This is a genomic window from Anaerotignum sp. (assembly GCF_017483025.1).
Taxonomy (GTDB): Bacteria; Bacillota; Clostridia; order Lachnospirales; family Anaerotignaceae; genus Anaerotignum_A.
Genome location: NZ_JAFUMA010000088.1, coordinates 1 through 21714 on the forward strand (window position 1 = coordinate 1; position 21714 = coordinate 21714).

General features: G+C 45.5%; 24 protein-coding genes and 1 pseudogene. 6 read left to right on the forward strand and 19 right to left on the reverse strand.

Annotated elements, in window-relative coordinates; translation table 11 throughout:
- The 7 genes and pseudogenes from IJ369_RS10910 to IJ369_RS07570 form a co-directional block, all read right to left on the reverse strand.
- A pseudogene (locus tag IJ369_RS10910) lies at positions 1–156 on the reverse strand (PLP-dependent transferase); the annotation flags it as partial.
- A 464-nt stretch (positions 157–620) separates the two neighbouring features.
- A complete protein-coding gene (locus IJ369_RS07545; protein WP_290717761.1) occupies positions 621–1229 on the reverse strand; it encodes a peroxidase-related enzyme in 609 nt (202 codons plus the stop codon).
- 19 nt (positions 1230–1248) lie between these two features.
- Entirely contained in the window at positions 1249–2019 is a 771-nt protein-coding gene (locus IJ369_RS07550; protein WP_290717762.1) for a cyclase family protein, read from the reverse strand.
- A 102-nt stretch (positions 2020–2121) separates the two neighbouring features.
- Complete coding sequence (locus tag IJ369_RS07555) at positions 2122–3003, reverse strand: transporter substrate-binding domain-containing protein (protein WP_290717764.1); 882 nt, start codon at positions 3001–3003, stop codon at positions 2122–2124.
- A 54-nt stretch (positions 3004–3057) separates the two neighbouring features.
- A complete protein-coding gene (locus IJ369_RS07560) occupies positions 3058–3837 on the reverse strand; it encodes an amino acid ABC transporter ATP-binding protein (protein ID WP_290717766.1) in 780 nt (259 codons plus the stop codon).
- Positions 3838–3841: 4 nt separating this feature from the next.
- Positions 3842–4516 (reverse strand): amino acid ABC transporter permease, encoded by a 675-nt coding sequence (locus IJ369_RS07565; protein ID WP_290717769.1) that lies wholly within the window; start codon positions 4514–4516, stop codon positions 3842–3844.
- Positions 4497–5144 carry an amino acid ABC transporter permease gene (locus IJ369_RS07570; protein ID WP_290717771.1) on the reverse strand — a complete coding sequence of 216 codons (648 nt, stop codon included), beginning with the start codon at positions 5142–5144 and terminating at the stop codon, positions 4497–4499. The genes IJ369_RS07565 and IJ369_RS07570 overlap by 20 nt, the downstream gene beginning before the upstream one ends.
- Before the next feature lie 708 nt (positions 5145–5852).
- On the opposite strand from IJ369_RS07570, the gene IJ369_RS07575 reads away from it, so the two are divergent.
- From IJ369_RS07575 to IJ369_RS07595, 5 genes are read left to right on the forward strand one after another with little or no spacing between them, the layout of a single operon-like run.
- Positions 5853–6923 carry a methionine ABC transporter ATP-binding protein gene (locus tag IJ369_RS07575; RefSeq protein WP_290717773.1) on the forward strand — a complete coding sequence of 357 codons (1071 nt, stop codon included), beginning with the start codon at positions 5853–5855 and terminating at the stop codon, positions 6921–6923.
- Positions 6880–7560 carry a methionine ABC transporter permease gene (locus IJ369_RS07580; RefSeq protein ID WP_290717775.1) on the forward strand — a complete coding sequence of 227 codons (681 nt, stop codon included), beginning with the start codon at positions 6880–6882 and terminating at the stop codon, positions 7558–7560. Before IJ369_RS07575 ends, IJ369_RS07580 begins: the two co-directional genes overlap by 44 nt.
- Before the next feature lie 24 nt (positions 7561–7584).
- Entirely contained in the window at positions 7585–8460 is an 876-nt protein-coding gene (locus IJ369_RS07585; RefSeq protein ID WP_290717777.1) for a MetQ/NlpA family ABC transporter substrate-binding protein, read from the forward strand.
- 2 nt (positions 8461–8462) lie between these two features.
- The gene (locus IJ369_RS07590; RefSeq protein WP_290717778.1) at positions 8463–8870 is read left to right on the forward strand and encodes a cyclophilin-like family protein; all 408 of its coding nucleotides are present in this window, start codon (positions 8463–8465) and stop codon (positions 8868–8870) included.
- A complete protein-coding gene (locus tag IJ369_RS07595) occupies positions 8867–9331 on the forward strand; it encodes a hypothetical protein (RefSeq protein ID WP_290717780.1) in 465 nt (154 codons plus the stop codon). The genes IJ369_RS07590 and IJ369_RS07595 overlap by 4 nt, the downstream gene beginning before the upstream one ends.
- Before the next feature lie 177 nt (positions 9332–9508).
- Here the strand turns inward: IJ369_RS07595 and IJ369_RS07600 are convergent, their stop codons facing one another.
- The 5 genes from IJ369_RS07600 to IJ369_RS07620 all read right to left on the reverse strand — a co-directional run bounded on the left by IJ369_RS07600 (position 9509) and on the right by IJ369_RS07620 (position 12687).
- Positions 9509–9877 carry a hypothetical protein gene (locus IJ369_RS07600; RefSeq protein ID WP_290717782.1) on the reverse strand — a complete coding sequence of 123 codons (369 nt, stop codon included), beginning with the start codon at positions 9875–9877 and terminating at the stop codon, positions 9509–9511.
- A gap of 98 nt (positions 9878–9975) precedes the next feature.
- Positions 9976–10263: a hypothetical protein gene (locus IJ369_RS07605; RefSeq protein ID WP_290717784.1), complete on the reverse strand. Its 288-nt coding sequence runs from the start codon at positions 10261–10263 to the stop codon at positions 9976–9978.
- Positions 10264–10362: 99 nt separating this feature from the next.
- Positions 10363–10911, reverse strand: coding sequence for a hypothetical protein (locus IJ369_RS07610; protein ID WP_290717786.1), 549 nt, complete (start codon positions 10909–10911; stop codon positions 10363–10365).
- Positions 10912–10933: 22 nt separating this feature from the next.
- Positions 10934–12019, reverse strand: a complete 1086-nt coding sequence (locus tag IJ369_RS07615) for a sensor histidine kinase (RefSeq protein WP_290717788.1) — start codon at positions 12017–12019, stop codon at positions 10934–10936.
- On the reverse strand, positions 12016–12687 hold the full coding sequence (locus IJ369_RS07620) for a response regulator transcription factor (RefSeq protein WP_290717790.1): 672 nt from the start codon (positions 12685–12687) through the stop codon (positions 12016–12018). Before IJ369_RS07620 ends, IJ369_RS07615 begins: the two co-directional genes overlap by 4 nt.
- 487 nt (positions 12688–13174) lie before the next feature.
- Here IJ369_RS07620 and IJ369_RS07625 point away from each other — a divergent pair, with 487 nt between their 5' ends.
- Positions 13175–13612 (forward strand): RrF2 family transcriptional regulator, encoded by a 438-nt coding sequence (locus tag IJ369_RS07625; RefSeq protein WP_290717792.1) that lies wholly within the window; start codon positions 13175–13177, stop codon positions 13610–13612.
- A gap of 87 nt (positions 13613–13699) precedes the next feature.
- Here IJ369_RS07625 and IJ369_RS07630 read toward each other — a convergent pair whose 3' ends face one another.
- The 7 genes from IJ369_RS07630 to IJ369_RS07660 all read right to left on the reverse strand — a co-directional run bounded on the left by IJ369_RS07630 (position 13700) and on the right by IJ369_RS07660 (position 21613).
- A complete protein-coding gene (locus IJ369_RS07630; protein ID WP_290717793.1) occupies positions 13700–15100 on the reverse strand; it encodes an ADP-ribosylglycohydrolase family protein in 1401 nt (466 codons plus the stop codon).
- Positions 15101–15112: 12 nt separating this feature from the next.
- Entirely contained in the window at positions 15113–16030 is a 918-nt protein-coding gene (locus tag IJ369_RS07635; protein WP_290717795.1) for an ABC transporter permease, read from the reverse strand.
- A 1-nt stretch (position 16031) separates the two neighbouring features.
- Entirely contained in the window at positions 16032–17126 is a 1095-nt protein-coding gene (locus IJ369_RS07640) for an ABC transporter permease (protein ID WP_290717797.1), read from the reverse strand.
- Positions 17123–18664 (reverse strand): ABC transporter ATP-binding protein, encoded by a 1542-nt coding sequence (locus IJ369_RS07645; RefSeq protein WP_290717799.1) that lies wholly within the window; start codon positions 18662–18664, stop codon positions 17123–17125. Before IJ369_RS07645 ends, IJ369_RS07640 begins: the two co-directional genes overlap by 4 nt.
- A 73-nt stretch (positions 18665–18737) precedes the next feature.
- A complete protein-coding gene (locus IJ369_RS07650; RefSeq protein ID WP_290717801.1) occupies positions 18738–19850 on the reverse strand; it encodes a BMP family ABC transporter substrate-binding protein in 1113 nt (370 codons plus the stop codon).
- A 265-nt stretch (positions 19851–20115) separates the two neighbouring features.
- Entirely contained in the window at positions 20116–20868 is a 753-nt protein-coding gene (locus tag IJ369_RS07655; RefSeq protein WP_290717802.1) for an amino acid ABC transporter ATP-binding protein, read from the reverse strand.
- Positions 20861–21613 carry an amino acid ABC transporter permease gene (locus IJ369_RS07660; protein ID WP_290717804.1) on the reverse strand — a complete coding sequence of 251 codons (753 nt, stop codon included), beginning with the start codon at positions 21611–21613 and terminating at the stop codon, positions 20861–20863. The genes IJ369_RS07655 and IJ369_RS07660 overlap by 8 nt, the downstream gene beginning before the upstream one ends.
- Positions 21614–21714: the final 101 nt, after the last annotated feature.

Below are 21714 nucleotides of genomic sequence, written 5' to 3' on the forward strand. Positions count from 1 at the left end.
GGCATCTGCCAGGCCAAATCTGGCTGCCGCATGGGCGGAATTATGGAAAACATAAGATGTTGTCTGGTAAATGGGCACTGCACGTGCATCTGTTGCGGGGTCTGCCTGTTCCTGTCCTACGTGAAGCTGTAATGTTTCAAAGCTATATGCACTCATTCTGATTACCTCTTTTCTTTTGTCTTTTTCTGTTTTATATTTTCTGTCATTTTATCTTTCGCATGAAAAATGGAATAAAAAAAACCGGGGCTACGACGGCTCCCGGGCAATTGGCTAATCAGATACTAAATACTAACATCAACTAGTATTCTTCTGGAGTGCATAACAGCGCATGCTGACACACCAGCCATATAAAACGCCCGGGAGTTACACATTCGCATCATGCACATGTATGTAGTTTTACGATCAGCATTATAACCTGTCATGGCTTTCACCTCCTTTTGAAATACTCTTTTCCTATGCGATGAAATGATAATACCACCGTTATCATACTAAGTCAATAGGAAAACTAAAATTTATTCCATTTTTTTCAAATTCCTTTTACAGCAAAAAAGCGGGCATAAAATTGCCCGCTTTCATTGCTAATGGATTTTGCTATTCTGTCGAACTGTATCCATAGCAAATCACTTTTCAAAATTACGGTTATGGGAATAGTGGCCGCTGTTGGGAACAGGAGAAATCGTGCTGACCCAACGATTCGTATAGTTGAAGAAGCCCGCAACAAAGGCGGCCTCCAGGATCTGGTGGTCGCTCAGGCCCACTTCCCGCAGCTTGTCCACCTGTTCCTGGTCGATATCACGGGGATGGGCAGTTACGAACCATGCATATTCACACAGGGCATAATCCACTTCGGAGAGTTCCCCCTTGCAGGAGCGATAGTTATAGGAAAGCTTATCCACCAGCTCCGCATTTTTCCACAGACCGCGCAAATTGTCCCCATGGGTCGTCAGACAGTAGCAGCAGCAGTTATAAGAGGAAACGACAACACCGATCATTTCCTTCTGTGCATCGGTCAGATAGCAGGATTCATTGAACAAAGAATTCTTGAAGTTCAAAAAACCGATATACTGCTTGGCATTCAGGGGTAAAATCTGAAATAAATTATTGATAAAGCCCCAGTTCTTCGTCATGGTCTCTACATGTTTATTAAAAATCTCATATTCCGCATCTGTCATTTCGCTGCGGTCAGGTTTTTGCAGACGGGAAAGTTGTTCATTGAATTCAAGTGCCATAATTGACCTCCTAATCTCTTTATTCTACGGGATAGATAGCAAAGCAGCGTACAGGGAACCCTACACCATCCTTCAGCTTAGGAAAAGCGCAGACAATCAGGCTGCCAACAGGAGGCAGCTGATCCAGGTTACGCATTACTTCGATTTGAATACGGTCTGCCTGCAGGATATACTGTTCGCCGGGGTAAGGATACGCACCTTCTTTTGTGGTAACAAAGCCGGGGTCTGTATCCGCAGGTTCGTGACCAATGGCGCCGATATTTCTTTCTTCTACCAGCCATTTGATGGCATTGATATCCCAGCCGGGATAATGAGGCACGCCGTTTTCATCGGGATTATCCAGATTTTCTTTCTTGTGCCAGTCGGAACGGAAGGGAACAAAAGCCCCTTCGGGAATTGTGCCATACTCTGCTTCCCATGCCTTGATATCTTCCGCAGTCAGCACATAATCGGGATTTTCGGCACATGCGGCAGATCTGTCGATGACCACCAGAGGATATACCAATTCCTGTACCGTAATCTCATTCATGGGACGACCATCTCCCCAGAAATGGCGGGGCACATCAACATGGGTGCCATACTGGCTGGCTACGCTATACTGGAAGCAGCGCATGGGTGCCAGTTGATCTTCAGGTGTGCCTTCTGCATAGTCGAACAGCAGATCGCCCTGCAGGGGTTTGAAGCCAAACCAATGGGGTGTTTCAGGGCTCAGTTCATGGGTCAGGTCTACCCATTTATATTTAGGGCTTTTCAGTTCCTTCACGAAGTTCCACAATTTTAAATTTGTCATATGAAATTCCTCCTCTTTTGTGTTTTTATAAAATTTATCTTTTGTAAAAAGGTTCTGAACCGATGGAGCGGTTCTATGCAAAAGCTTTTCATGTGTCAGGCCTTATTCATTCCCTGTTACGCCACCTTCAACAACCAAGCTGTCTTCATAATCCAGACCATATGTATCAACCAGAGTTGCTTCATAGTCAGCATGGAAGAACTGTTCTTCGCCCAGGGCTACGATTTCATCATTCAACCAATCCAGCAGGGAGCTGTTGCCTTTAGATACAGCGGGAGCAATTGTGTCCTGGCTGCCCAGAGTGGGGATGCCTACTTCATAGCCTTCATTCTGCAGTGCGAAAGCAATTACTTCTGTATTGTCATTTGCCCATGCAACGCCGTTGCCGTTTTCCAGAGCGTTCTTTGCTGTTGCATAGGAATCATATTTCTGCAGTTTGATGTCAGGATAATTTTCTGTCAGATATGTTTCTGCTGTTGTACCGGAAATAACGATGATCTCATCTTCGCTGCTCAGATCATCCAGGCTTGTGATCACGTTGCTTTCAGGAGATACAACACCCAGTGCCACGTTCATGTAAGGCAGAGCAAAATCTACTTCTTCTGCTCTTTCTGCTGTTACTGTGAAGTTTGCCAGGATCACGTCAACCTTGCCTGTCTGCAGGTATTCGATACGGTTGGCTGCTTCTGTGGAAACAAAGTTTACGTCCACGCCCAGGTCTTCGCCAATGCGGTTTGCAAAGTAAACATCATAGCCCTGATATTCGCCGTTTTCATCCACATAGCCAAAGGGATTCTTATCAGAAAATACGCCGATATTGATCGTGCCGCTTTCCTTGATCTCATCCAGTGTACGATAAACGACATCCGCAGAAGCCGCATCGCCCTCTTCCGCAGGAGCAGCTTCACCGCCGCCGCAGGCTGTCAGCGCAGAAACCAGTGCCAGTGTTGTTGTCAGTGCAAATAATTTTTTCAGATACTTCATAATACGTTCTCCTTTCGTATTTCCTTTTTTTCTTTTGTTTATTTAAAAACCCTTTTATGGGTTTTCTGCCGTTACTGCTTCATGGTGCTTCACCGCATCGAATGCGAACATATTTAAAAACTGTTTCACTCTGTCCGTCGACGGAGATGTAAAAAATGCTTCCGGTTCAGAATCCTCAACGATCTTTCCGCCGTCGATAAAAAGGATGCGGTCTGCAATTGCCCTGGCAAAGGACATTTCGTGGGTCACGATCAGCATCGTTCTCCCCTGCTTTGCCAGATCCAGCATAACATCCAGCACTTCCCGCACCATTTCAGGGTCCAGTGCTGCAGTCACCTCATCGAACAGCAGGACTTCCGGATGCATACAAAGGGCTCTGACGATGGCAACTCTCTGCTTCTGTCCGCCGGAAAGCTGTCTCGGGTAATCCCCCGCCCTGTCCGCCAGGCCAACTCGCTTCAGCAGCTCCAGGGCTTCTTTTTTCACATCCTCTTTTTTTCGTTTCTGCACCTTTGTTGGCGCCAGAAGGATATTATCCAGCACCGTCAGATGAGGAAACAGATCATAACTTTGGAAAACCATGCCGATCTTCTGACGGATATTTGCAAGATCTTTATTTTTCTGATCGATCACATCTTCCCGCAGCTTTACGCTGCCGCTTTGGATCGGCTCCAGCCCATTCAGACATCTTAGAAATGTGCTTTTCCCACAACCACTAGGCCCCACGATAACGATGACCTCACCTTTTTCCACTGTCAGGCTCACATTTTCCAATATGGTGTGATTTCCAAAGCATTTTGTCAAATGTTCGATGGTCAATACCGCTTCTGCCATGCTATCACCTCCATTTCCTTTCCAGATATTTTGCCAGCAGGCTGATGGGCCAGCATGCAATAAAATACAGGAAAAATACTGTCAGATAAATGCCAAAGGCCGCGTTGGGGCTAGCCATACGGTTCGCCTCAATGATTTGCTGTGCCACCTTCAGCACCTCCACAACGCCAATCATCAAAATCAGGCTTGTAGTTTTGATCATGCGAGTGATCAGATTGATAGATAATGGAATCAGCCGCCTGATGGTCTGCGGGATAATGATATACAGGTAGGTCTGGGTTTTGCTGAGCCCAAGGGCCGCCCCGCTTTCATACTGATGCACAGGGATACTGATGATAGCCCCTCGCACCAGATCACTCATCTCCGCCGTCCCCCAAAGGGTAAAAACGATCACAGATGCCGTTTCTCCCGATAAATCCCAGCCAAAGGCCCGCGTAGTCCCAAAATATACCAGAAACAGCAGCACCAGCTGCGGCATGATGCGGATGATATCCAGATAGACCCGCATGATCGCCTTGGTAACAGGATTTTTCCCTGCCATCAGTACCCCAAGCAAAATGCCGAGAGGAATACTGATCAGCACAGAAATCATGCTGATTTTCATAGCAACCCCCAAGCCGCCTAAAATACGGCTCAGGTTTTTCCCTTTCAACAGGACATCAAGCCCCAAATCCAGCATAGCGCAACCTCCTTTCCAGCAGGCTGCCCAATATGGATATCGGCAGCAGGATGATCAGATAAAATACCACCAGCAGGAACAGACTTTCTGTGGTCTTGTAATAAAGGCCGATCAGGTCTTTCGCCGTAAACATCAGGTCCATCAGGCTGATAGCGCTGAAAACGCTGGTTTCCTTTAACAGGAAAATCACATTTGCTACGATGGCGGGCACGCTGATAGAAATAGCCTGAGGCAGCACCACATATCGCATCGCCTGAAATCTGCTCATCCCAAGGCTCAGAGAGCTTTCCATCTGTATCACATCTATGGCTTCCAGCCCGCTTCGAAAGGCCTCTGCCATATAGCTTCCGCCCAGAAATGCCAGCCCTGCAATCCCGCAGGCCTCTGCATCTGTCTGTATCCCTATTTTGGGCAGCCCATAATAGATAAAGAAAAGCTGTACCAAAAGCGGGGTATTTCTGCTGATTTCCGTATACACGGAAACGATTCTCTTCAATATCGGTAGTTTAAAATATTGGATCGCCGAACAGATCAGCCCCACCAAGAGGGAAAGGATGATCCCCATGACCCCAAGCTTCACTGTCAGTTTTGCCGCTTCCTGATATAGCGGCAGATATTCCTGAATCACTGTCCAATTCGTATACGTCCCTCCTTTTCCAGAGGATCATCAAATCATTCCACTATCTCAGATCCTCTCTTTCATTCATCTCCATAATGTTTTTTCGGTAAAAAGGCACAAAAAAACCGGGACTCGCAAAAGCTCCCGGGCAAATGGCTTAAAAATACCTATCAGGTATCCTTCTGGAATGCAAAACAGCACATGCTGATACACCAGCCACATAAAATGCCCGGAAGTAACACATTCGACAACAACACATGTTTTTATTTTTGATACCAGAATTATAACCTGTCATGTTTTCCACCTCCTTTTACGATACTTTTTGAATGCGATGGCATGAGAATACTCCTTTTTCATAGTAAGTCAATAGGAAAACTAAAATTTATTTCCATTTTTTTCATGGAAAATTTTTACAAAAAAAGAGTTGACAAACAAAAATCATGCTATTATAATCACTTCCATACAAAACCTATCAGTTTAATAAGTTATCGAAAGGAGGTCCCATTCATTTATGAAAAATAATAATACATTCTGTATGATGAATATGTGTATGTGTATGATGCCCTGTTCCAAAGATCGTCGTATCATGTTTTTTGATGTGTCCTCCTTTTGAAAAGAGTAAAAACACATCATCACATTGAACCACAGTCTTTGGAAGCCAAAATCAAACGGGCTTCTATTTTTTTACGCCAAAAATCAGAAACAGGAGGTGGAATTATGGTGCATTTAGAGCATGTGGATAAGATCTTTCGCCAGCAGGGAAAACAGATCCACGCCGTAAAGGACGTGACCCTTTCCATACAGGAGGGGGAGATCTTCGGTATCATCGGCTTTTCCGGCGCAGGCAAATCCACATTGGTTCGCTGTATCAATCTTTTGGAACGACCCACATCAGGCAAAGTCATCATCGACGGCATCGAGCTGACTGCATTGAAAGAAAAAGAACTACGGAAGGTTCGCAAAAAAATCGGTATGATCTTCCAGCAGTTTCATTTATTTGCTTCGCGGACGGTATTTCAAAACGTAGCCTATCCCCTGTATCACAGCGGGATGAAAAAAGAAGAGATCGAAAAAAGGGTGACAGACCTCTTGGAATTGGTAAACCTTTCCCAGAAAGCGCAGGCCTATCCTTCCCAGCTTTCCGGTGGGCAGAAACAGCGGGTCGCTATCGCCAGAGCCCTTGCAAACGACCCTAACATACTGCTGTGCGATGAAGCCACCAGCGCATTAGACCCACAAAATACCGCTGCTATCCTGCAGCTGCTGCAGGAACTGAACCGGAAACTAGGGCTGACGATCATCATCATCACCCACGAAATGCAAGTCATCAAGGAGATCTGCCATAAGGTAGCCGTCATGGAAAACGGCAGCATCGTGGAAGAAGGAGATGTATTTTCTGTTTTCTCCAATCCCTCACAGCCGATCACACGGGAATTCATCGATACTACTTCGAATCTTTCCAAGATCTATCGCTTATTGGATGAAAAATCTGAGATCGCTGCTCTTTCGGGAAACGAATGTCTGGTTCGGCTAAAGTATATCAGGCATAGCTCCACAGAACCTCTGGTCTCTACTGTTTCCAGAAAATACAACGTGGATGTAAATATTATTTTCGGCAATCTGGAAGTGATCGATTCCAGTCCGCTGGGCGGATTGATCGCTATTTTCCGAGGAAAACAGGAGGATGTACAGGCTACACTGGCCTATTTCAAAGAAAAAAATGTAGAAGTGGAGGTGATTGCGGATGGAGGCATTTTTACAAGGGCTGATACCAAACGTGTTGGATAGGCAGGATGTATTATTCAAAAGTATTTTCGAAACGCTGCTGATGGTCGGCTGGTCGGGCATCATATCCTTTTTCCTCGGCGCCATCCTGGGAATATTGCTGGTCGTCACAGCAGCGGGTGGCATCCTGCAAAATACAGTTTGTTTCCATATACTGGATAAAGTTATCAATTTCTTCCGATCTATCCCCTTCATCATCCTGCTGGCAGGCCTGATGGATCTGACCAGACTTCTGATGGGGACCGGCATCGGCGTAAGAGGCGCCATTGTTCCTCTGGTATTCGGCACTGTTCCCTTTTACGCCAGACAGATCGAAAACGCCCTTTCCGAATTGGACTACGGGCAGATCGAAGCAGCAAAATCCATGGGCTCCGGCCCTGTCGGCATCATTTTCCGCGTATACCTACGGGAAAGCATCGCCCCTATTGTCCGCAGCACTGCCATCACTACCATCAGCCTGATTGGGCTGACTGCTATGGCGGGCGTTGTCGGCGCAGGCGGCATGGGCGATTTTGCCATCCGCTATGGGTATAATCGCGGGAACCGGGATATCACGTATATCTCCGTTATCATACTAGTAGTCATGGTCGCCATTGTACAAATGGCAGGCGATGTCATCATTAAAAAAACAAAACATTGATCTAAAAATAAGGAGGTTTTATTTATGAAAAGAAAGTGGAATGTTAAAACAGCAGCAATTTTAGCAGCGATCACAGCAGCAGCACTGACAGGCTGCGGTGGTCAGAACACAGAAGAAACCACAGATACAGGCAATGCTACAGAACCTACTGTTGTAAAAGTCGGCATCGTAGGCGATCTGGTAGAACCCTGGGAAGTCATCAATGAACTTCTGGCAGACGAAGGCATCCAGGTAGAACTGGTGACATTCTCTGATTATAATACACCCAACCAGGCATTGGATGCTGGCGATGTAGATTTGAACGCCTTCCAGCATTATGCCTTCCTGAATGATGAAGTTGAAAAGAAAGGCTATCAGATCGAAGCCATCGGCAATACCATCATCGGCCCCATGAACCTTTATTCCAAGAGCATTTCCTCTCCTGATGAACTGCAGAAAGGAGACAAAATTGCTATCCCCAATGACGTAACAAATGGCGGCAGAGCCCTGAAAGCACTGGAAAGCGCTGGTCTGATCAAAGTCGACCCTGCAGCCGGCTACACCCCCGATGTTTACGATGTGACAGAAAATCCCCTTTCTCTGGAATTTGTAGAAGCCGATGCTGCCACACTGGTTTCCCTGCTACCCGATGTAGCAGCCGCCGTCATCAACAATAACTACGCTTTCGATAACGGCCTGGACCTGGAAAAGGATGCTATTTTCACAGAATCCGTAGAAACCATCGCAGATGATAACCCCTACATCAATATCATTGCCGCTAGAAGCGAAGACAAAGACAATCCCGTTTATCAGAAGATCGTAGATGCATACCATACTGACGAAGTTGCAAAAGTATTGCTGGATACATACCACGGCGTATATCAGCCCGTTTGGGATTATACTTATGAGGAGGCAGAATAAACATGAAAACATTGAAACTGACCATCGACGGCAAAACATTTACAGCCGATGTTTTTGAAGACAAGGCACCCAAGATCGTTGCAGCACTGGAAGCACTGGGAAAATTCGATTCCCGCCTGATTTCCGCTAAAATCTGCAATGAGGAAATTTATTACCCTACCAACGCCTTCGTAGATGAAATGGAAAACCCTTTCTACGATCAGGAACCCGGCAATATCGGCTTCTTCCCCAAGCGTCAGTGCATCTGCATTTTTTACGGCCAGCTGGATGCCGTAGGCTTCTGCAATGTATTTGCCAAAATCAGAGAAGAAGAGTTGACAGATTTTTACCAGATCGCAAAGCAGGTTTGGCATAAACAGGGTGGCATCATTACAACAGAATTCGTTACAGAAGGAGGCGAAGCGAAATGAGTCATTTATTAAAAGAAATCAATGCGTACACACAGGAACACTGGCTGAAGGAGCCTGCAGATATCGCTAAGATGCAGGAAAAAAACGTATCCATCAGCAAGGAATTCCCTATTTATATCTATTGCAGCGGCCATATTGAAAACATCGCCACGTTGGTCTATGATTTTTATCTGAGAGCCAAAGAAGAAAAAGGTGATTTGGAAACTTTCAAAGATATCGCCGCAGAAGAAGCAGATCGTTTTTCCGAAATTTTCGGCGTATATTATTCCATGGATGACCTGAGCGGCTTCCTGAAGAAAAGCGCCGCAGCCTACAGAGAAGCAAAGGACTTCGCAGAAGTCAGAGAGCTTTCCCGCATCCTGCAGCATTATCTGGTGCAGATGTCCTTCTGGGTCGATACTGCGATTCGCTGGGATAAAGTCTCCGAAGCATTTACAGAGATCCTGCATCAAAATAAATGAAGCTGGAGTAAGGCCACGTCTAAATGACATGGACCGCACCAGCCTTAAAAGAGCATATAAAACAGCCAGCGCCGAAACGACGCTGGCTGTTCTTTTGTTCACCAGACAAGAAGCTTTCATAAAACCTGATGCCCCTTGGTATATCAATATTTGTTTCTATTTTTTCTGAATCACACTTCATCTCAGTCCCTTGCAAAGAGGAATCAGCATCAATAAAACGACCATGCCGATCAGACCAATCACTATGCCCATCACCATTTTTCCGAACACCATCGTCAGGCACATGCCAACGCCAAACAGCAGCGCACCAATCACCCCTACCAAAACGGATAAAACCGTTTTGCCGCTGATTTTCACCGGCGCCTTGCCTTCCATTTTGCGCCAGATGCCAACTGTGATCAGCAGCACCACCATACCGATCACGCCCGCAATGATACCCTCTCGGAACATGTCCCATTCAGGCAGCATACACATGCACATACCCAGTGCGAAAAACACGATGCCAATCGTACCTAAAACCAATGCAACAAAATTACTTTTCTTCATCATGAACCTCCATTTATCTACTTTTCTGTATCAACTGTAAACAGGATACGCCGAAAATGTTTTTCAAACATTTCTGTTTTGTTTCTGAAATATGAAAATCATTCCCTGTCTAAAATGACCTTGATCGTTTCATCCTGTGCTGCTGCCAGCTGGAAGGCATCCACAAAAGCATCTTCGATCTTCTGGTATGTACCGACTACACTATCTTCGATGGATTTATATGCCTCTGTTACTTTTTCTGCTGTTTTTCCTGTTTTCAGACGAATACCGAATTCACTGTCTGGATCTTCTTCCAAAAATGTATCCACAAATTTCTGTTCAATCTTTTCGTATGCATCTGTGATCTTTTTACCAAATCTTCCTGTTTTCAAACGATATCCTGCCATTTTATATTCTCCTTTCAAACTTCCTGTTTTTGTTTTACTTTCTGGAGACAGTATATCCCGACAATATGTTTGAATTGTTTGGGTTTTGTTTCTAAATTGTTAAATCAAAAGGCGATTGCCCTTTTCGCAGATCTCATACAGTTCATCATACTTGGCTTCGATCAATTCTGCGACCTTCTCTGTTTTCTTGTATCGTACTGCTTTATAGAGGAAAAAGGGGAGGATCCAACCAATAAATGCAGGGATCGCCAAAAGGATGCACAAAACCACCCGAGGTGGTGTTGCAGCAATGGCAAATACAGCCCCTGCCATAAACGCTGTCCCGATCAGACCAATGATCAGGGCCCATATAGTTGCTGCTGAGGTCTTGGATTGTTCCAGTCGCCCGATTTCCGATACGCAGCCATCAAAAATTCGCTGCAAACGGGTCAATTCCATACGATTGCAGAGTTTTCTGTCTCTTCTGAACCGCAGGGATACTTTCCCTATTTGACGAACGCCTCCATTATGATAGGTGCTGTTAGGGTCAGGCTCCCATCCGAAGCAGGGATAGCTGTCCATATATAGAGATGCCATCTCTGCTGGAACGATTTTTTCTTTATATTCATAGCCGATATAATCTGCTCCGCCTTTACTCAAAATTGCCATAAAACAAACTACACTCCCTCAATCATTGCACTTCTTCTGTTTCTACTTTCTTGGGCAGACGCACCGTAAAGGTACTTCCCTTCCCTTCTTCGCTGTTTACTGTGATGCTGCCGCCGCTCATCTGCAAAATACGCCATACCAGAGCCAGCCCCAGGCCGTTGCCCTCTGTAGCGTGGGAAGTATCCCCCTGATAAAACTTATCGAAAATACGCTTCATCACATCGGGCGCCATGCCGCAACCCGTATCCGCCACCTCTACGGTGATCATTTCTTCATCAGAGTATTGTTTCAGGCTGACGATTCCGCCCTCTTCCGTAAATTTGAAGGCATTGGAAAGCAGATTCTGCCATACCATTTCCATGATTTCTTCATCGGCTTCCACCATGGCCATCTCTTCCATATCCACATCGATCTCGATTTTCTTCTTCTCCCAGATGGATTCAAACCCAAGGATGCAATTTTCCAGCTGACGGCAAAGGTCATAAGCCTGGGCCTTGGGGGTGATCTTCTGGCTTTCCAGTTTGTTCAGCTTCAGCATATTAAAAATCAGAGAAGAAAGTCTCTGTGTTCCCCCTTCGATGGAAGCAACATATTCCTGCTGCTGTGGTGTCAGTTCTGTTGTTTGCAGAAGCTGGGCATAGTTCTGGATGACTGTCAGGGGTGTTTTCAATTCATGGGATACATTGGCTGCAAAGTCATTTTTCAGGGTCTCGATGGAGCCCAGTTCTTCCACCATCGTATTGAAATCCATGAACATGATATCCAGATAATCCAGTTTATCTGCCGTATGTCTGGGAGGAATATAGACAGAAAAATCCCCTGCCGCAACATCCGCCGTGGCTTTCGCCAGCCTTCGCATGGGAACCTCGTAAGTTTTTCGAATCTGTACACTCGTATACACGGTGAGCCCGATAGCAATGACAGCCCAATAGATCATAGGAAGAATGGTCTGTGCGACCCCGCTCCATTCCAACTGATTCATCAAAACGATCAACCCTGTATGGATGCCGCACATCAAGAGAAGTACAATAAAAATTACCCCAAAAAGGGAAACAGGGAAAATTGACTGCTTTGCATTTTTTCTTTGCTCCTTTTTCAAATCTTTCACACCAGCACCGCCTTATAACCCAATCCACGAACCGTTTTGATCTGAATATCAGGACAAACGGAAAATTTATCTCTCAGCTTTGTGATATATACATCCACGGCACGCAGACTCGTTTCACTTTCGATGCCCCAGAATTCATCCATCAGCTGAGAACGGGAGAAGGTACGATTGGGATAAGAAAGCAGTTTGAACATGATGTTGAATTCCCTCGTTGTCACAGGGATCTCCTGCCCATCCATAGTGGCTGTCATGGCATCTGCATCCAAAACCAGACCGCCTGCAGTCACTTTACGACTGGCTTCGATGTTTGCCCTGCGCAGAAGGGCGCGCACCCGCATCAGTAGTTCACTTAGGTCAATGGGTTTTACCATATAATCATCGATACCGATATCGAAGCCTCTCTGCTTTGCGTTTAAATCATCCCTGGCGCTGACGAACAGGATGGGAATAGCCTTATTCAGGCCGCGAATGGTCTCTGCAAACGAAAAACCGTCTGTTCCCGGCATCATAATATCTGAGATGATCAGATCATAAAGATTGTTATACATCTCGTCATAAGCGCTTTCCGCAGAAAGCACGCCCTTTGCCTGATAGCCGCTGTTATTCAGATATGCACAAACACTTTGTGTCAGTTTTTCATCGTCATCTACTACTAAAATATGGATCATTTTTTCTTCCTCCAGTATGCTTTTTTGTTACTATACCACCGTTTTGTTTCTGTTTTGTTAAAGTTTTTACCTTTTACAATTTTTATCAACCACCGAAACCCTGAAAAATGGGCATAAAAATCTGATTATCCTCTGGCTTATGTTTAAAAAAACTGACTGCGACCAGTTAAAATGAGTTTCTTTCTCTCTGCGCAAATAAAAAAAGACGAGTGCATACTCGTCTTCTTTTATTTGCTCATTTGTTAAAGAGGAAGGTGTCTAAAGTTTACTATTGGCATTTGCGTTCAATGAGTTAGTTGAAACTAACTATAATCAGTATATCAAATACTTAATATTCCGTCAACCTTTCTCACTTTCTGTTACTGGACACTTTTTCTCAATTAGAATTCTGTATTTTTCCATCAGCAGTTCGATAGCACAATCTGCTCCTTGAAAACCTACAAAGGATATGTTATTATTAGGATATTAAATTGTGAGGTGATTCAGCATGAGAATTTCAGCAAAAGGACGTTATGCACTCCGCATGTTACTTGATCTTGCGGAACATCAGCACGATGGTTATGTTGCCTTGAAAGATATTGCTGAACGTCAAAATATTTCAAAAAAATATCTGGAGCAAATCGTACCAATTTTGAATAAATCCGATATTCTTCGGACGACTCGCGGCTTTCAGGGCGGCTATCGGCTGGCAAAAAGTCCCGAGAAATATACAGTAGGAGAAATTCTGCGGTTGACCGAAGGAAGTCTCTCTCCTGTTGCCTGTTTGGAATACGATCCGGTCGGTTGTGAACGCAGGGTCGATTGTCCCACACTTCCTTTATGGCAAGGATTGTATCGCACCATCAACGAATACCTGAATGGCATCACATTACAGGATCTTCTGGATCAGCAAAGAGAAAGATATGCAAATGATTATGTAATATAACTATTGCTGCAAACGATTCAAATCATCGACTCACTGGATGCGCGCATCATTCCAGTGAGTCATTTTTTATTTAAAATATAGTACTTTTTATCCTTTTATCACTGCATCTTGCACACTTTTCAAAGTCCAGCCAATCAACTCTTCCACAGAAAATCTACGATATTTTCGCATCATAGTCAGCACTTCATTGCCCAAAGGCAACAGCCATTTTTCACTGACCTGCCCCATGCCATAGGCAACGCCCAGTACATTCAGCACAGGGCCTGCTGTACAGTCCGCGTCTTGTCCGCACATAGTGATGATATAGGCGGTTTCATCAAAATCATTATTACCGAACCACAGCGCCACCACTTCCGCCGCCATATTGGGATAAGCATGGATCCAATTATAGTCTGCAATGAATCTATCCTCGCATTTCTGCCATGCCGCCTCCCAGTTTTCCGAAGTCTGGCAACAGTCAACGGCAAAGCACACCATAGCGTAATATTCGCTTTCCTTCGGCAGGCAGGAGATAGTCTGTTTCACAACTTCCTTCATGTCTTTTTCCACAAATGCCAGAGAAACCAGCACCGCGTTAAAAATACCGCCGATGAGACCATTATTGGAATGGGACACTACACTGTCATAGGCCGCCAGCTTTGCTGCCAGTTTTGCATCGCCGGGAGCAACCATACCGTGGATGGCGGTACGCATCTGGGCGCCGATCCAGTCGGAATAGTAGTTCAAAAATCTGCCGCTTTCGGGAGGGCGGATGCCGCATCTGAGATTGCGGAGCGCCACTTCCTCCGCGGAATAACCGTCGGAAATCAGTTCCAGCCATTTGTCTGCAATGTGCTCAGATGTAATATCATAACCTTCCTTGCGGAAGGCATCCAGAAAGGCGATCTCATAAGTGATATCATCATTGTATGTCTCTGGAGCGCGCAGATAGTCCCTCACCTCGCCGAAAACCTTACGGATATTTTCTGTCAGATAGCCTTCTACCTGTGTACCCATAGCGCCGCCGATGAGCTGACTCAACCAGCCTGCCTTGATCTTCTCTGCAAAATCATCAGAGAAAACATCTACAGGCTTTGCTTCGGGGAAAGAACAAGCCGCTTCGATTTCCTCCCATGTTTGATACTCTCTGTAGTTCCAATAGGTGGACGCAGTGTCTTTAGGGGCTGTGTTCAGCAGCTGATAGATCTTTGCGGAGATGACCTGAATCGCCGCGCCATCCTTTTCCTCTTCCGCTTTCAGACCTGCATCGATATATTTTTCCGCTTTTGTTACATCGTAGCCCTTGTTTCTCATGCACTGGATCGCTGCCACGATCAGGTGACAGGGAGACAGAGAGCCAGGAACAAAGCTGTTCCAGTCTTTGAACAGCTTTTTATCAGAAGCGATACCATTTTCCAGATAACTCATCCAATTTTCTTCGCAGCTTTCCTCTACATGATGAGGCAGAGCTGCTTTCATCCATCTGAGTTCTCTTTGTCCTGCGTTCATTTCGTTCCCTCCTTACAGTTTCTTTTCCTTCTTGCTTCTCTGATAGGAATAAATGGAAATAGCAATAATCGTGATCAGATAAGGGATGGTCTGGATCAGCTGCGCAGGGAAATTCAGCATGGACAGACGGATCGCCAGGGAATCGGCAATGCCGAACAGACCAGAGGCAAGGAAAATGCCGAAGGGATTGCCCATCCCCATGGCTTCTGCAGCCATACCGATAAAACCACGGCCTGCGATCATTTCCTTGGAGAAGAAGGAAACGTAACCCATGGACATGAAGGCGCCGCCCAAACCCGCCAGTGTACCGGCAATGGCAAGAGTGATATATTTATATTTCATCACGTTGATACCAACAGATGCGGCTGCCTGTGCATTTTCGCCCACACTGCGGATACGCAGACCCAGAGGCGTGGAATAAAGCAGATACGCCAGCAGGAAGGTCAGAAGGATACCAACATATGTAAGCAGATTGTGTCCGGACAAAATCTCGCCCAGAACGGGGATATTCTGCAGAACAGGAATATCAATATTAGGGATCACAGGGCTGAACAGGCTCTGGGTAGAACCTTTTTCCCCTGCCACATAATAGATGACAAAGATGGTTAGCCCGCTTGCCATGGTGTTCAAGGCGATACCGGCAAGAATCTCCACGGCTTTCAGCTGCAGGGTCACATAACCAAACAGGAACGCCAGCAGGATACCTGTTACCACTGCACCAAGAACACCGCCCACAGCGCTCTGTGTGAAATAGCTGCAGACGGGGCCAGCCATAGCACAGGTCAGCATGATACCTTCGATACCGATGGAGTCGATGCCGCCCTTGGTAAATACCATACAGGACAATGCGGCAAAAAGGACAGGCGTCATCACGCGGATGACTGTGAATACAAAATCAGGAGAGATGATGGTCTGTAAGAATTCATTCATATCACTGTACCTCCTGTTCGTATTCTCTGGCTTCCTGCACGATGATGCGGCTGCGATATTTGCTCAGGATCGCCTGAGCAGAGATCAGGACGATAACGATCGCCTGGATCACCATGATCATTTCGGAAGGAATGTCGTTGTTTCTGGACATGATGTCCGCCCCTGTGCGCATATACGCCAGGAACAGTGCCGCAAAGGGCACATACTGTGCCTTATGACGGGCAACGATGGCGATGAGGATGCCATCCCAGCCGTAGTTGGTCAGACCGCCATACTGGAAGCGGGGATACATACCAAACAGATCAACGCCGCCGCCCAGGCCTGCCAGCACACCACCAATGAGAGCAGAACCTGTAATCAGTCTGTCGATATTCATGCCGGAATAGCGGGCCATGCGTTCATTTTTACCAACCATAGTCACTTTATAGCCAAAGGATGTTTTATTCAGCAGAAGCCATACCAGAAAAATACATACTGCACAGATGAGGATACCCGTATTGATACGTGTTCTGGGGATCAGTTTTGTCAGCAGTATGCCTTCGGGGAAGGCATAGGAATAGTTGGAGCTCATTGCAGGGTCTGCAAAAAAATCGACGATGATCCACATACCAAAATACAGACATACATAGTTTAACATCAGAGATGTTACCAGTACGTTTGCATTGCATTTTACTTTCAGGAACGCAGGGATGCCGCAAACGATGGCACCTGCCACGCAGGCTGCCCCCAGAGATACGATCAGATTCAGGGTATCGGGCAGCTGGAAAGTCAGCGCAGTAGCCGTAGCCGCTACGGCGCCAATAAAGAAGGCACCTTCCATGGCGAGGTTGAACAGACCTGCTCTTTGCAGCAGGATAACAGAAAGACCTGTAAACATCAGAGGTACACAGGCTTCCACCACGTTCCCCATGCGGCGGGGCGATGTCAGAGGGCCAATCAGAAAGTCAAACAGGGCGGGTACAGGCGTTTCACTGATGAGGAATACGACCACGCATACCAGCAGCAGGGAAAAACCAACAGCAACGCAGGTACGCAGGGCTTCTACCATGCCCAGTTTGCTCTGATTCTTATTTTTCTGTAAAGCAATTCCTTTCATTCTGCTGCCACCTCCTGTCCCTGTTTTTTCAAGCCCAGCATATACAGACCCAGTTCATATTCGCTTACTTCTTTACTGTCTTCAAAATAACCGGCAACTTCACCGTCACACATGACCATGATACTGTCGCTCAGTTCCAGAACTTCGTTCAGATCGGCGGAAATGAGCATAATGGCTTTGCCCTGATCCCTTAGCTCGATAATACGCTTCCAGATAAATTCGTTAGCACCAACGTCGATGCCTCGGGTAGGCTGGTTGGCGATGAGCAGGTCGGGATTTGCAGAAAATTCTCTAGCAACGACCACCTTCTGCATATTACCGCCGGAAAGCATTCCTACCTCCTGATTTTCATTTCTACAGAGGATCGTATAATCTTTAATGAGCTGCTGAGACATATCTTTGATCTTCTTCTGGCTCAGCAGATTCTTTTCACGGAGTTCTTTTTTATCGATACGATCGGCAACAAGATTTTCCCAGATGGATACCTTTGTTGCCACGCCTGTGGTCAAGCGGTCTTCGGGGATATAGGAAACACCGCTTTCGCGAATACCCATAATGGTTTCATCCAACAGATTTTTCCCTTCAAACAGAATCTTGCCTTCCACACCTTTATGGAAGCCGAAGATACATTCTGCCAGTTCATTCTGCCCATTGCCTTCCACACCGGCGATGCCTAAAATCTGACCGCGTTTTACTTCAAAATTCACGTAATTCAGGACTTTTTTCTTATCCTTATTCTCAAAGCTCAGATTTTCCACTTTCAACAGAGTTTCGCCGAAGGATGCAGGCTGTTTGTTCATTTTCAGGATAACGTCACGACCTACCATGAATTTGGAGATTTCCTCCTCTGTGGCATTCGCTGCATCCATGGTACCTACCAGACGTCCTCTTCGCAGCACAGTGATACGGTCGCAGATCTGTTTTACTTCCCTGATCTTATGGGAAATGAAGATAATGGTATGTCCGCTCTGTTTCAGCAGCAAAAGCTGTTCGAAAAGTTCTTCTGTTTCCTGTGGGGTCAGTACCGCTGTGGGCTCATCCAGAATGAGGAGCTTTGCATTTCTCGCCAGAACCTTGATGAGTTCTACCTTCTGTTTCAGCCCTACGGAAATATCGGATACCTTCGCCATAGGGTCTACCTTCAGGTTATATTTTTCAGAAAGTTCCTTTACCAGTTCGATGGCTTTCTGTTTATCAGTGGAAAGACCTTTCTTGGGTTCCATGCCAAGGATAACATTTTCGTATACACGCAAGCTTTCCACCAGCATGAAATGCTGATGTACCATACCAATGCCGGCTTCGATGATCTCCGCAGGCTTTTTGCCGTCCAGATGCTGACCGTCGAAAATGATCTCCCCTTCGTTTTTATCTTCAAACCCAAAGAGGATCTTCATCAGTGTGGATTTCCCGGCGCCGTTTTCCCCCATCAGGGCATGGATCTCACCATGGTTTACGGTAAGGGAGACATCCTTATTGGCAATGACACCATTTCCGTAAATCTTGGTGATCTGATTCATTTTCAAGATTTCTTTTTCCATATACATCGTTCCTTTTCAAAAATGCAGGTGCTCAAAAGAGCACCTGCATGGTTTTTACGTTATCTTATGGTGATCAGGGAGCAACGGAGTCGATAATCGTCTGAGATGTTGCTGTATCTGCGTGCAGTGCGGATGTTACAACAACTTCACCATTCATAACTGCTGTATTCGCTGCATCTACAGCTGCTTTGATCTCTTCGGGAACGTTTGCCTGATAGTACTGGTTATCTGCCAGACCTACGCCTTCTTCAGCCAAACCCAGAGATTCGAATGTACCCCAAGGCAGTGTACCTTCCATTTCCATGGATGCTGCACGAACCAGAGAGTTGCCTACTTCTTTCAGTACAGAAGTCAGGATCACGTTTGCTTTTTCTTCGCTTACGCCGTTGAACAGCATTGCCTGGTCAGAGTCAACGCCGATGATGTATTTGCCCATTTCAACCGCTGCATCTACACAGCCCAGACCAGCCTGTTCTGCTGCGGGGAAGATGATATCAACGCCCTGGTTGTACTGAGCAAGCGCCATTTCTTTGCCCTTTGCTGTATCATCCCAGGAACCGATGTAGGATACATAAACCTTGATTTCCGGATCAACGGATTTTGCGCCTTCGATATAGCCTACCAGGAAGTCTGTGATGATGGGATGTTCATCGCCGCCAACAAAGCCGATTTTCTTTTCTTCGTTTGCAAATTCCATATCGGATTCTGTTACCATCGCTGCCAGAACGCCTGCCAGATAGGAAGCTTCGTTCTGTTCATAGCTGATGGCATATACATTGGGGTGGTCGCCTTCCATTTCCATATCAAACAGGATGAATTTCTGTTCAGGATACATGTCAGCGATGCTCAGCACCAGTTCACCAGCGTTGGAGCCGTTTGTGATGATGAGGTCATATTTGCCTTCTTCCGCCAAATCTTCAAAGGTAGGCTGCCATTTTGTCTGATCACGGCCGATTTCGATGACCTTTGTGTTGCAGCCCATTGTTTCTGCCATTTCTGTGATACCGGCGTTTGCGGAGTCATTGAAGGATTTGTCACCCAGCTGGCCTGTTACAACAAAAACAACGTCCAATGCGCCATCTTCTGCTGCGTCATCTGCGGGTGCTTCAGAACCGCCGCCACAACCTGCCAGCATGCTGATCGCCATTACGCCTGCCAGAAGTACTGTCAAAAATCTTTTTTTCATTTGGATCTTCTCCCTTTTTCATAAATATTCTTGGCATTCACTCAATGCCACACAATAATAGTTTCCTTTGAATACGACTATGCTAAAGGGACCCTCCCCCTCTACATTCGGCGCATTCAAGCCTTCCCCATTATACTGTCTTGTCAGTGTATTGTCAACTGTCTTTACATATATTGTTCTATTTTTGTGATATATCAGCAATAACCATTCCAAACAAAAGAAAGGACTGTTTTTTACAAAACCAGTCCTTCAATTTCTGATTACCTCATATACTATAGTTAAAATCTGGAAGAATACGTCTTAAAAATCTTTTTGTTCTTTCTTCCTTTGGAGAAACCAAAATTTCATTCGAGGTTCCCTCTTCAACAACATATCCTCCATCCATAAAGATGATCTTTGTTGCAACATCTCTCGCAAAAGAAAGTTCATGTGTCACAATCACCATTGTAGCACCATCTTTGGCAAGTTCTTTCATTACCTTCAGAACTTCCCCCACAAGTTCCGGGTCAAGGGCGCTGGTAGGTTCATCAAACAATATGATTTCAGGATTTAAAACAACCGCCCTTGCAATGGCTACCCTCTGCTGCTGACCACCAGAAAGGGCATTGGGATAGAAGTTTTCTTTCTCCAGCATTCCTACCTTTTTCAGCGCACTTCTTGCCAGCTTCTCTGCTTCTGCCTTATGAACATGACGTCCGACTGTCAGTCCAAGTGTGACATTTTCCAGTACCGTCTTGTTTGCAAAAAGATTATAGTTTTGGAAAACAAAACCTTCTTTTTTTCTGATTTCAGAAATCTTCTTTTTTGAAGTGCTGTTCAGTTCGATCTTTTCTCCGTCTTCTTCCCAAACCCCTTCATCTGCTCGTTCCAGAAAGCTGATGCATCTCAGAAAAGTCGTTTTACCGGAACCGCTGGGCCCAATGATCACAATGACCTCGCCCTTTTCAACGTTTAAATCTACACCTTTTAAAATCTCATTTTCGCCAAACTTTTTCTTGACACCTTTAATTTCAATCATATGATACCCCCGTTTCTATTTTGGGTTTCTTTTTATATCCATAGTTCTCCGTTTTATAACGTGTGATGTGTTTTTCATATTTTTTGAACAGCCATTCCAAAGTGGAACATACAATGATATAGACAATCAGAAGATCCACATAACCTTCCACATATTTATATTCCAGACCAGCAGCCATCTTTGCCCTTGCCGTGATATCCATAACCGTCATGATAAATACCAGAGAAGTATTTTTCAGCATGTTCAGCGTGGAAGAACAAAAGCTTGGTGCAATCACGCCAAACGCCTGTGGAATGATCACCTTCGTATATGTCTGGAAAGAGGACAGCCCTACCATATAGGAAGCCTCAAATTGCCCTTTGCCCACTGCACTCAGCCCCGCTTTCCACATTTCAGAATAGCCGGCTGCTGTATTCAGAGAAAATACAACAAACGCATAAATGATCGGATTTACTGCATATACATCGAATGTTTTGCCAAATGCTTGCGCCAGAATACCCAGCAACACAGGCATACCATTATAGATCAGGAAAATCTGCACCACCATTGGCGTCCCTCTCATAAAGGAAATAAATAATGTCAGTATCGTATGCAAAACAGGTACTTTATGTATTCTGGCCAGCGCGATCAGAAATGCCAGAGGCAAACCGATGGCCACCGCGACTGCAACGATAAGCAGCGTCGTTGGGATACCCAAAACTGCCTGAAAAAAATTCTGTACAGCGAATTCTAAATCAAAATTCATATTCTCACCTCCGTAAAAATGCCTTTCGCGTAAAAGTTATTTCATAATCTTGCTAAAACGATACGTAAGCATATCTACGAATTTCCCGGTGAGCAAAGACA

Excerpts from the sequence above, each read along its gene's own strand:
- IJ369_RS07640 (WP_290717797.1), bottom strand. The coding sequence starts at position 17,126 with ATGAAAGGAATTGCTTTACAGAAAAATAAGAATCAGAGCAAACTGGGC.
- IJ369_RS07600 (WP_290717782.1), bottom strand. The coding sequence starts at position 9,877 with ATGAAGAAAAGTAATTTTGTTGCATTGGTTTTAGGTACGATTGGCATC.
- IJ369_RS07650 (WP_290717801.1), bottom strand. The coding sequence starts at position 19,850 with ATGAAAAAAAGATTTTTGACAGTACTTCTGGCAGGCGTAATGGCGATC.
- IJ369_RS07625 (WP_290717792.1), top strand. The coding sequence starts at position 13,175 with ATGAGAATTTCAGCAAAAGGACGTTATGCACTCCGCATGTTACTTGAT.
- IJ369_RS07620 (WP_290717790.1), bottom strand. The coding sequence starts at position 12,687 with ATGATCCATATTTTAGTAGTAGATGACGATGAAAAACTGACACAAAGT.
- IJ369_RS07585 (WP_290717777.1), top strand. The coding sequence starts at position 7,585 with ATGAAAAGAAAGTGGAATGTTAAAACAGCAGCAATTTTAGCAGCGATC.
- IJ369_RS07555 (WP_290717764.1), bottom strand. The coding sequence starts at position 3,003 with ATGAAGTATCTGAAAAAATTATTTGCACTGACAACAACACTGGCACTG.
- IJ369_RS07590 (WP_290717778.1), top strand. The coding sequence starts at position 8,463 with ATGAAAACATTGAAACTGACCATCGACGGCAAAACATTTACAGCCGAT.
- IJ369_RS07565 (WP_290717769.1), bottom strand. The coding sequence starts at position 4,516 with ATGCTGGATTTGGGGCTTGATGTCCTGTTGAAAGGGAAAAACCTGAGC.
- IJ369_RS07595 (WP_290717780.1), top strand. The coding sequence starts at position 8,867 with ATGAGTCATTTATTAAAAGAAATCAATGCGTACACACAGGAACACTGG.
- IJ369_RS07645 (WP_290717799.1), bottom strand. The coding sequence starts at position 18,664 with ATGGAAAAAGAAATCTTGAAAATGAATCAGATCACCAAGATTTACGGA.
- IJ369_RS07575 (WP_290717773.1), top strand. The coding sequence starts at position 5,853 with ATGGTGCATTTAGAGCATGTGGATAAGATCTTTCGCCAGCAGGGAAAA.
- IJ369_RS07580 (WP_290717775.1), top strand. The coding sequence starts at position 6,880 with ATGGAGGCATTTTTACAAGGGCTGATACCAAACGTGTTGGATAGGCAG.
- IJ369_RS07655 (WP_290717802.1), bottom strand. The coding sequence starts at position 20,868 with ATGATTGAAATTAAAGGTGTCAAGAAAAAGTTTGGCGAAAATGAGATT.
- IJ369_RS07605 (WP_290717784.1), bottom strand. The coding sequence starts at position 10,263 with ATGGCAGGATATCGTTTGAAAACAGGAAGATTTGGTAAAAAGATCACA.
- IJ369_RS07550 (WP_290717762.1), bottom strand. The coding sequence starts at position 2,019 with ATGACAAATTTAAAATTGTGGAACTTCGTGAAGGAACTGAAAAGCCCT.
- IJ369_RS07635 (WP_290717795.1), bottom strand. The coding sequence starts at position 16,030 with ATGAATGAATTCTTACAGACCATCATCTCTCCTGATTTTGTATTCACA.
- IJ369_RS07630 (WP_290717793.1), bottom strand. The coding sequence starts at position 15,100 with ATGAACGCAGGACAAAGAGAACTCAGATGGATGAAAGCAGCTCTGCCT.
- IJ369_RS07610 (WP_290717786.1), bottom strand. The coding sequence starts at position 10,911 with ATGGCAATTTTGAGTAAAGGCGGAGCAGATTATATCGGCTATGAATAT.
- IJ369_RS07545 (WP_290717761.1), bottom strand. The coding sequence starts at position 1,229 with ATGGCACTTGAATTCAATGAACAACTTTCCCGTCTGCAAAAACCTGAC.
- IJ369_RS07660 (WP_290717804.1), bottom strand. The coding sequence starts at position 21,613 with ATGAATTTTGATTTAGAATTCGCTGTACAGAATTTTTTTCAGGCAGTT.
- IJ369_RS07560 (WP_290717766.1), bottom strand. The coding sequence starts at position 3,837 with ATGGCAGAAGCGGTATTGACCATCGAACATTTGACAAAATGCTTTGGA.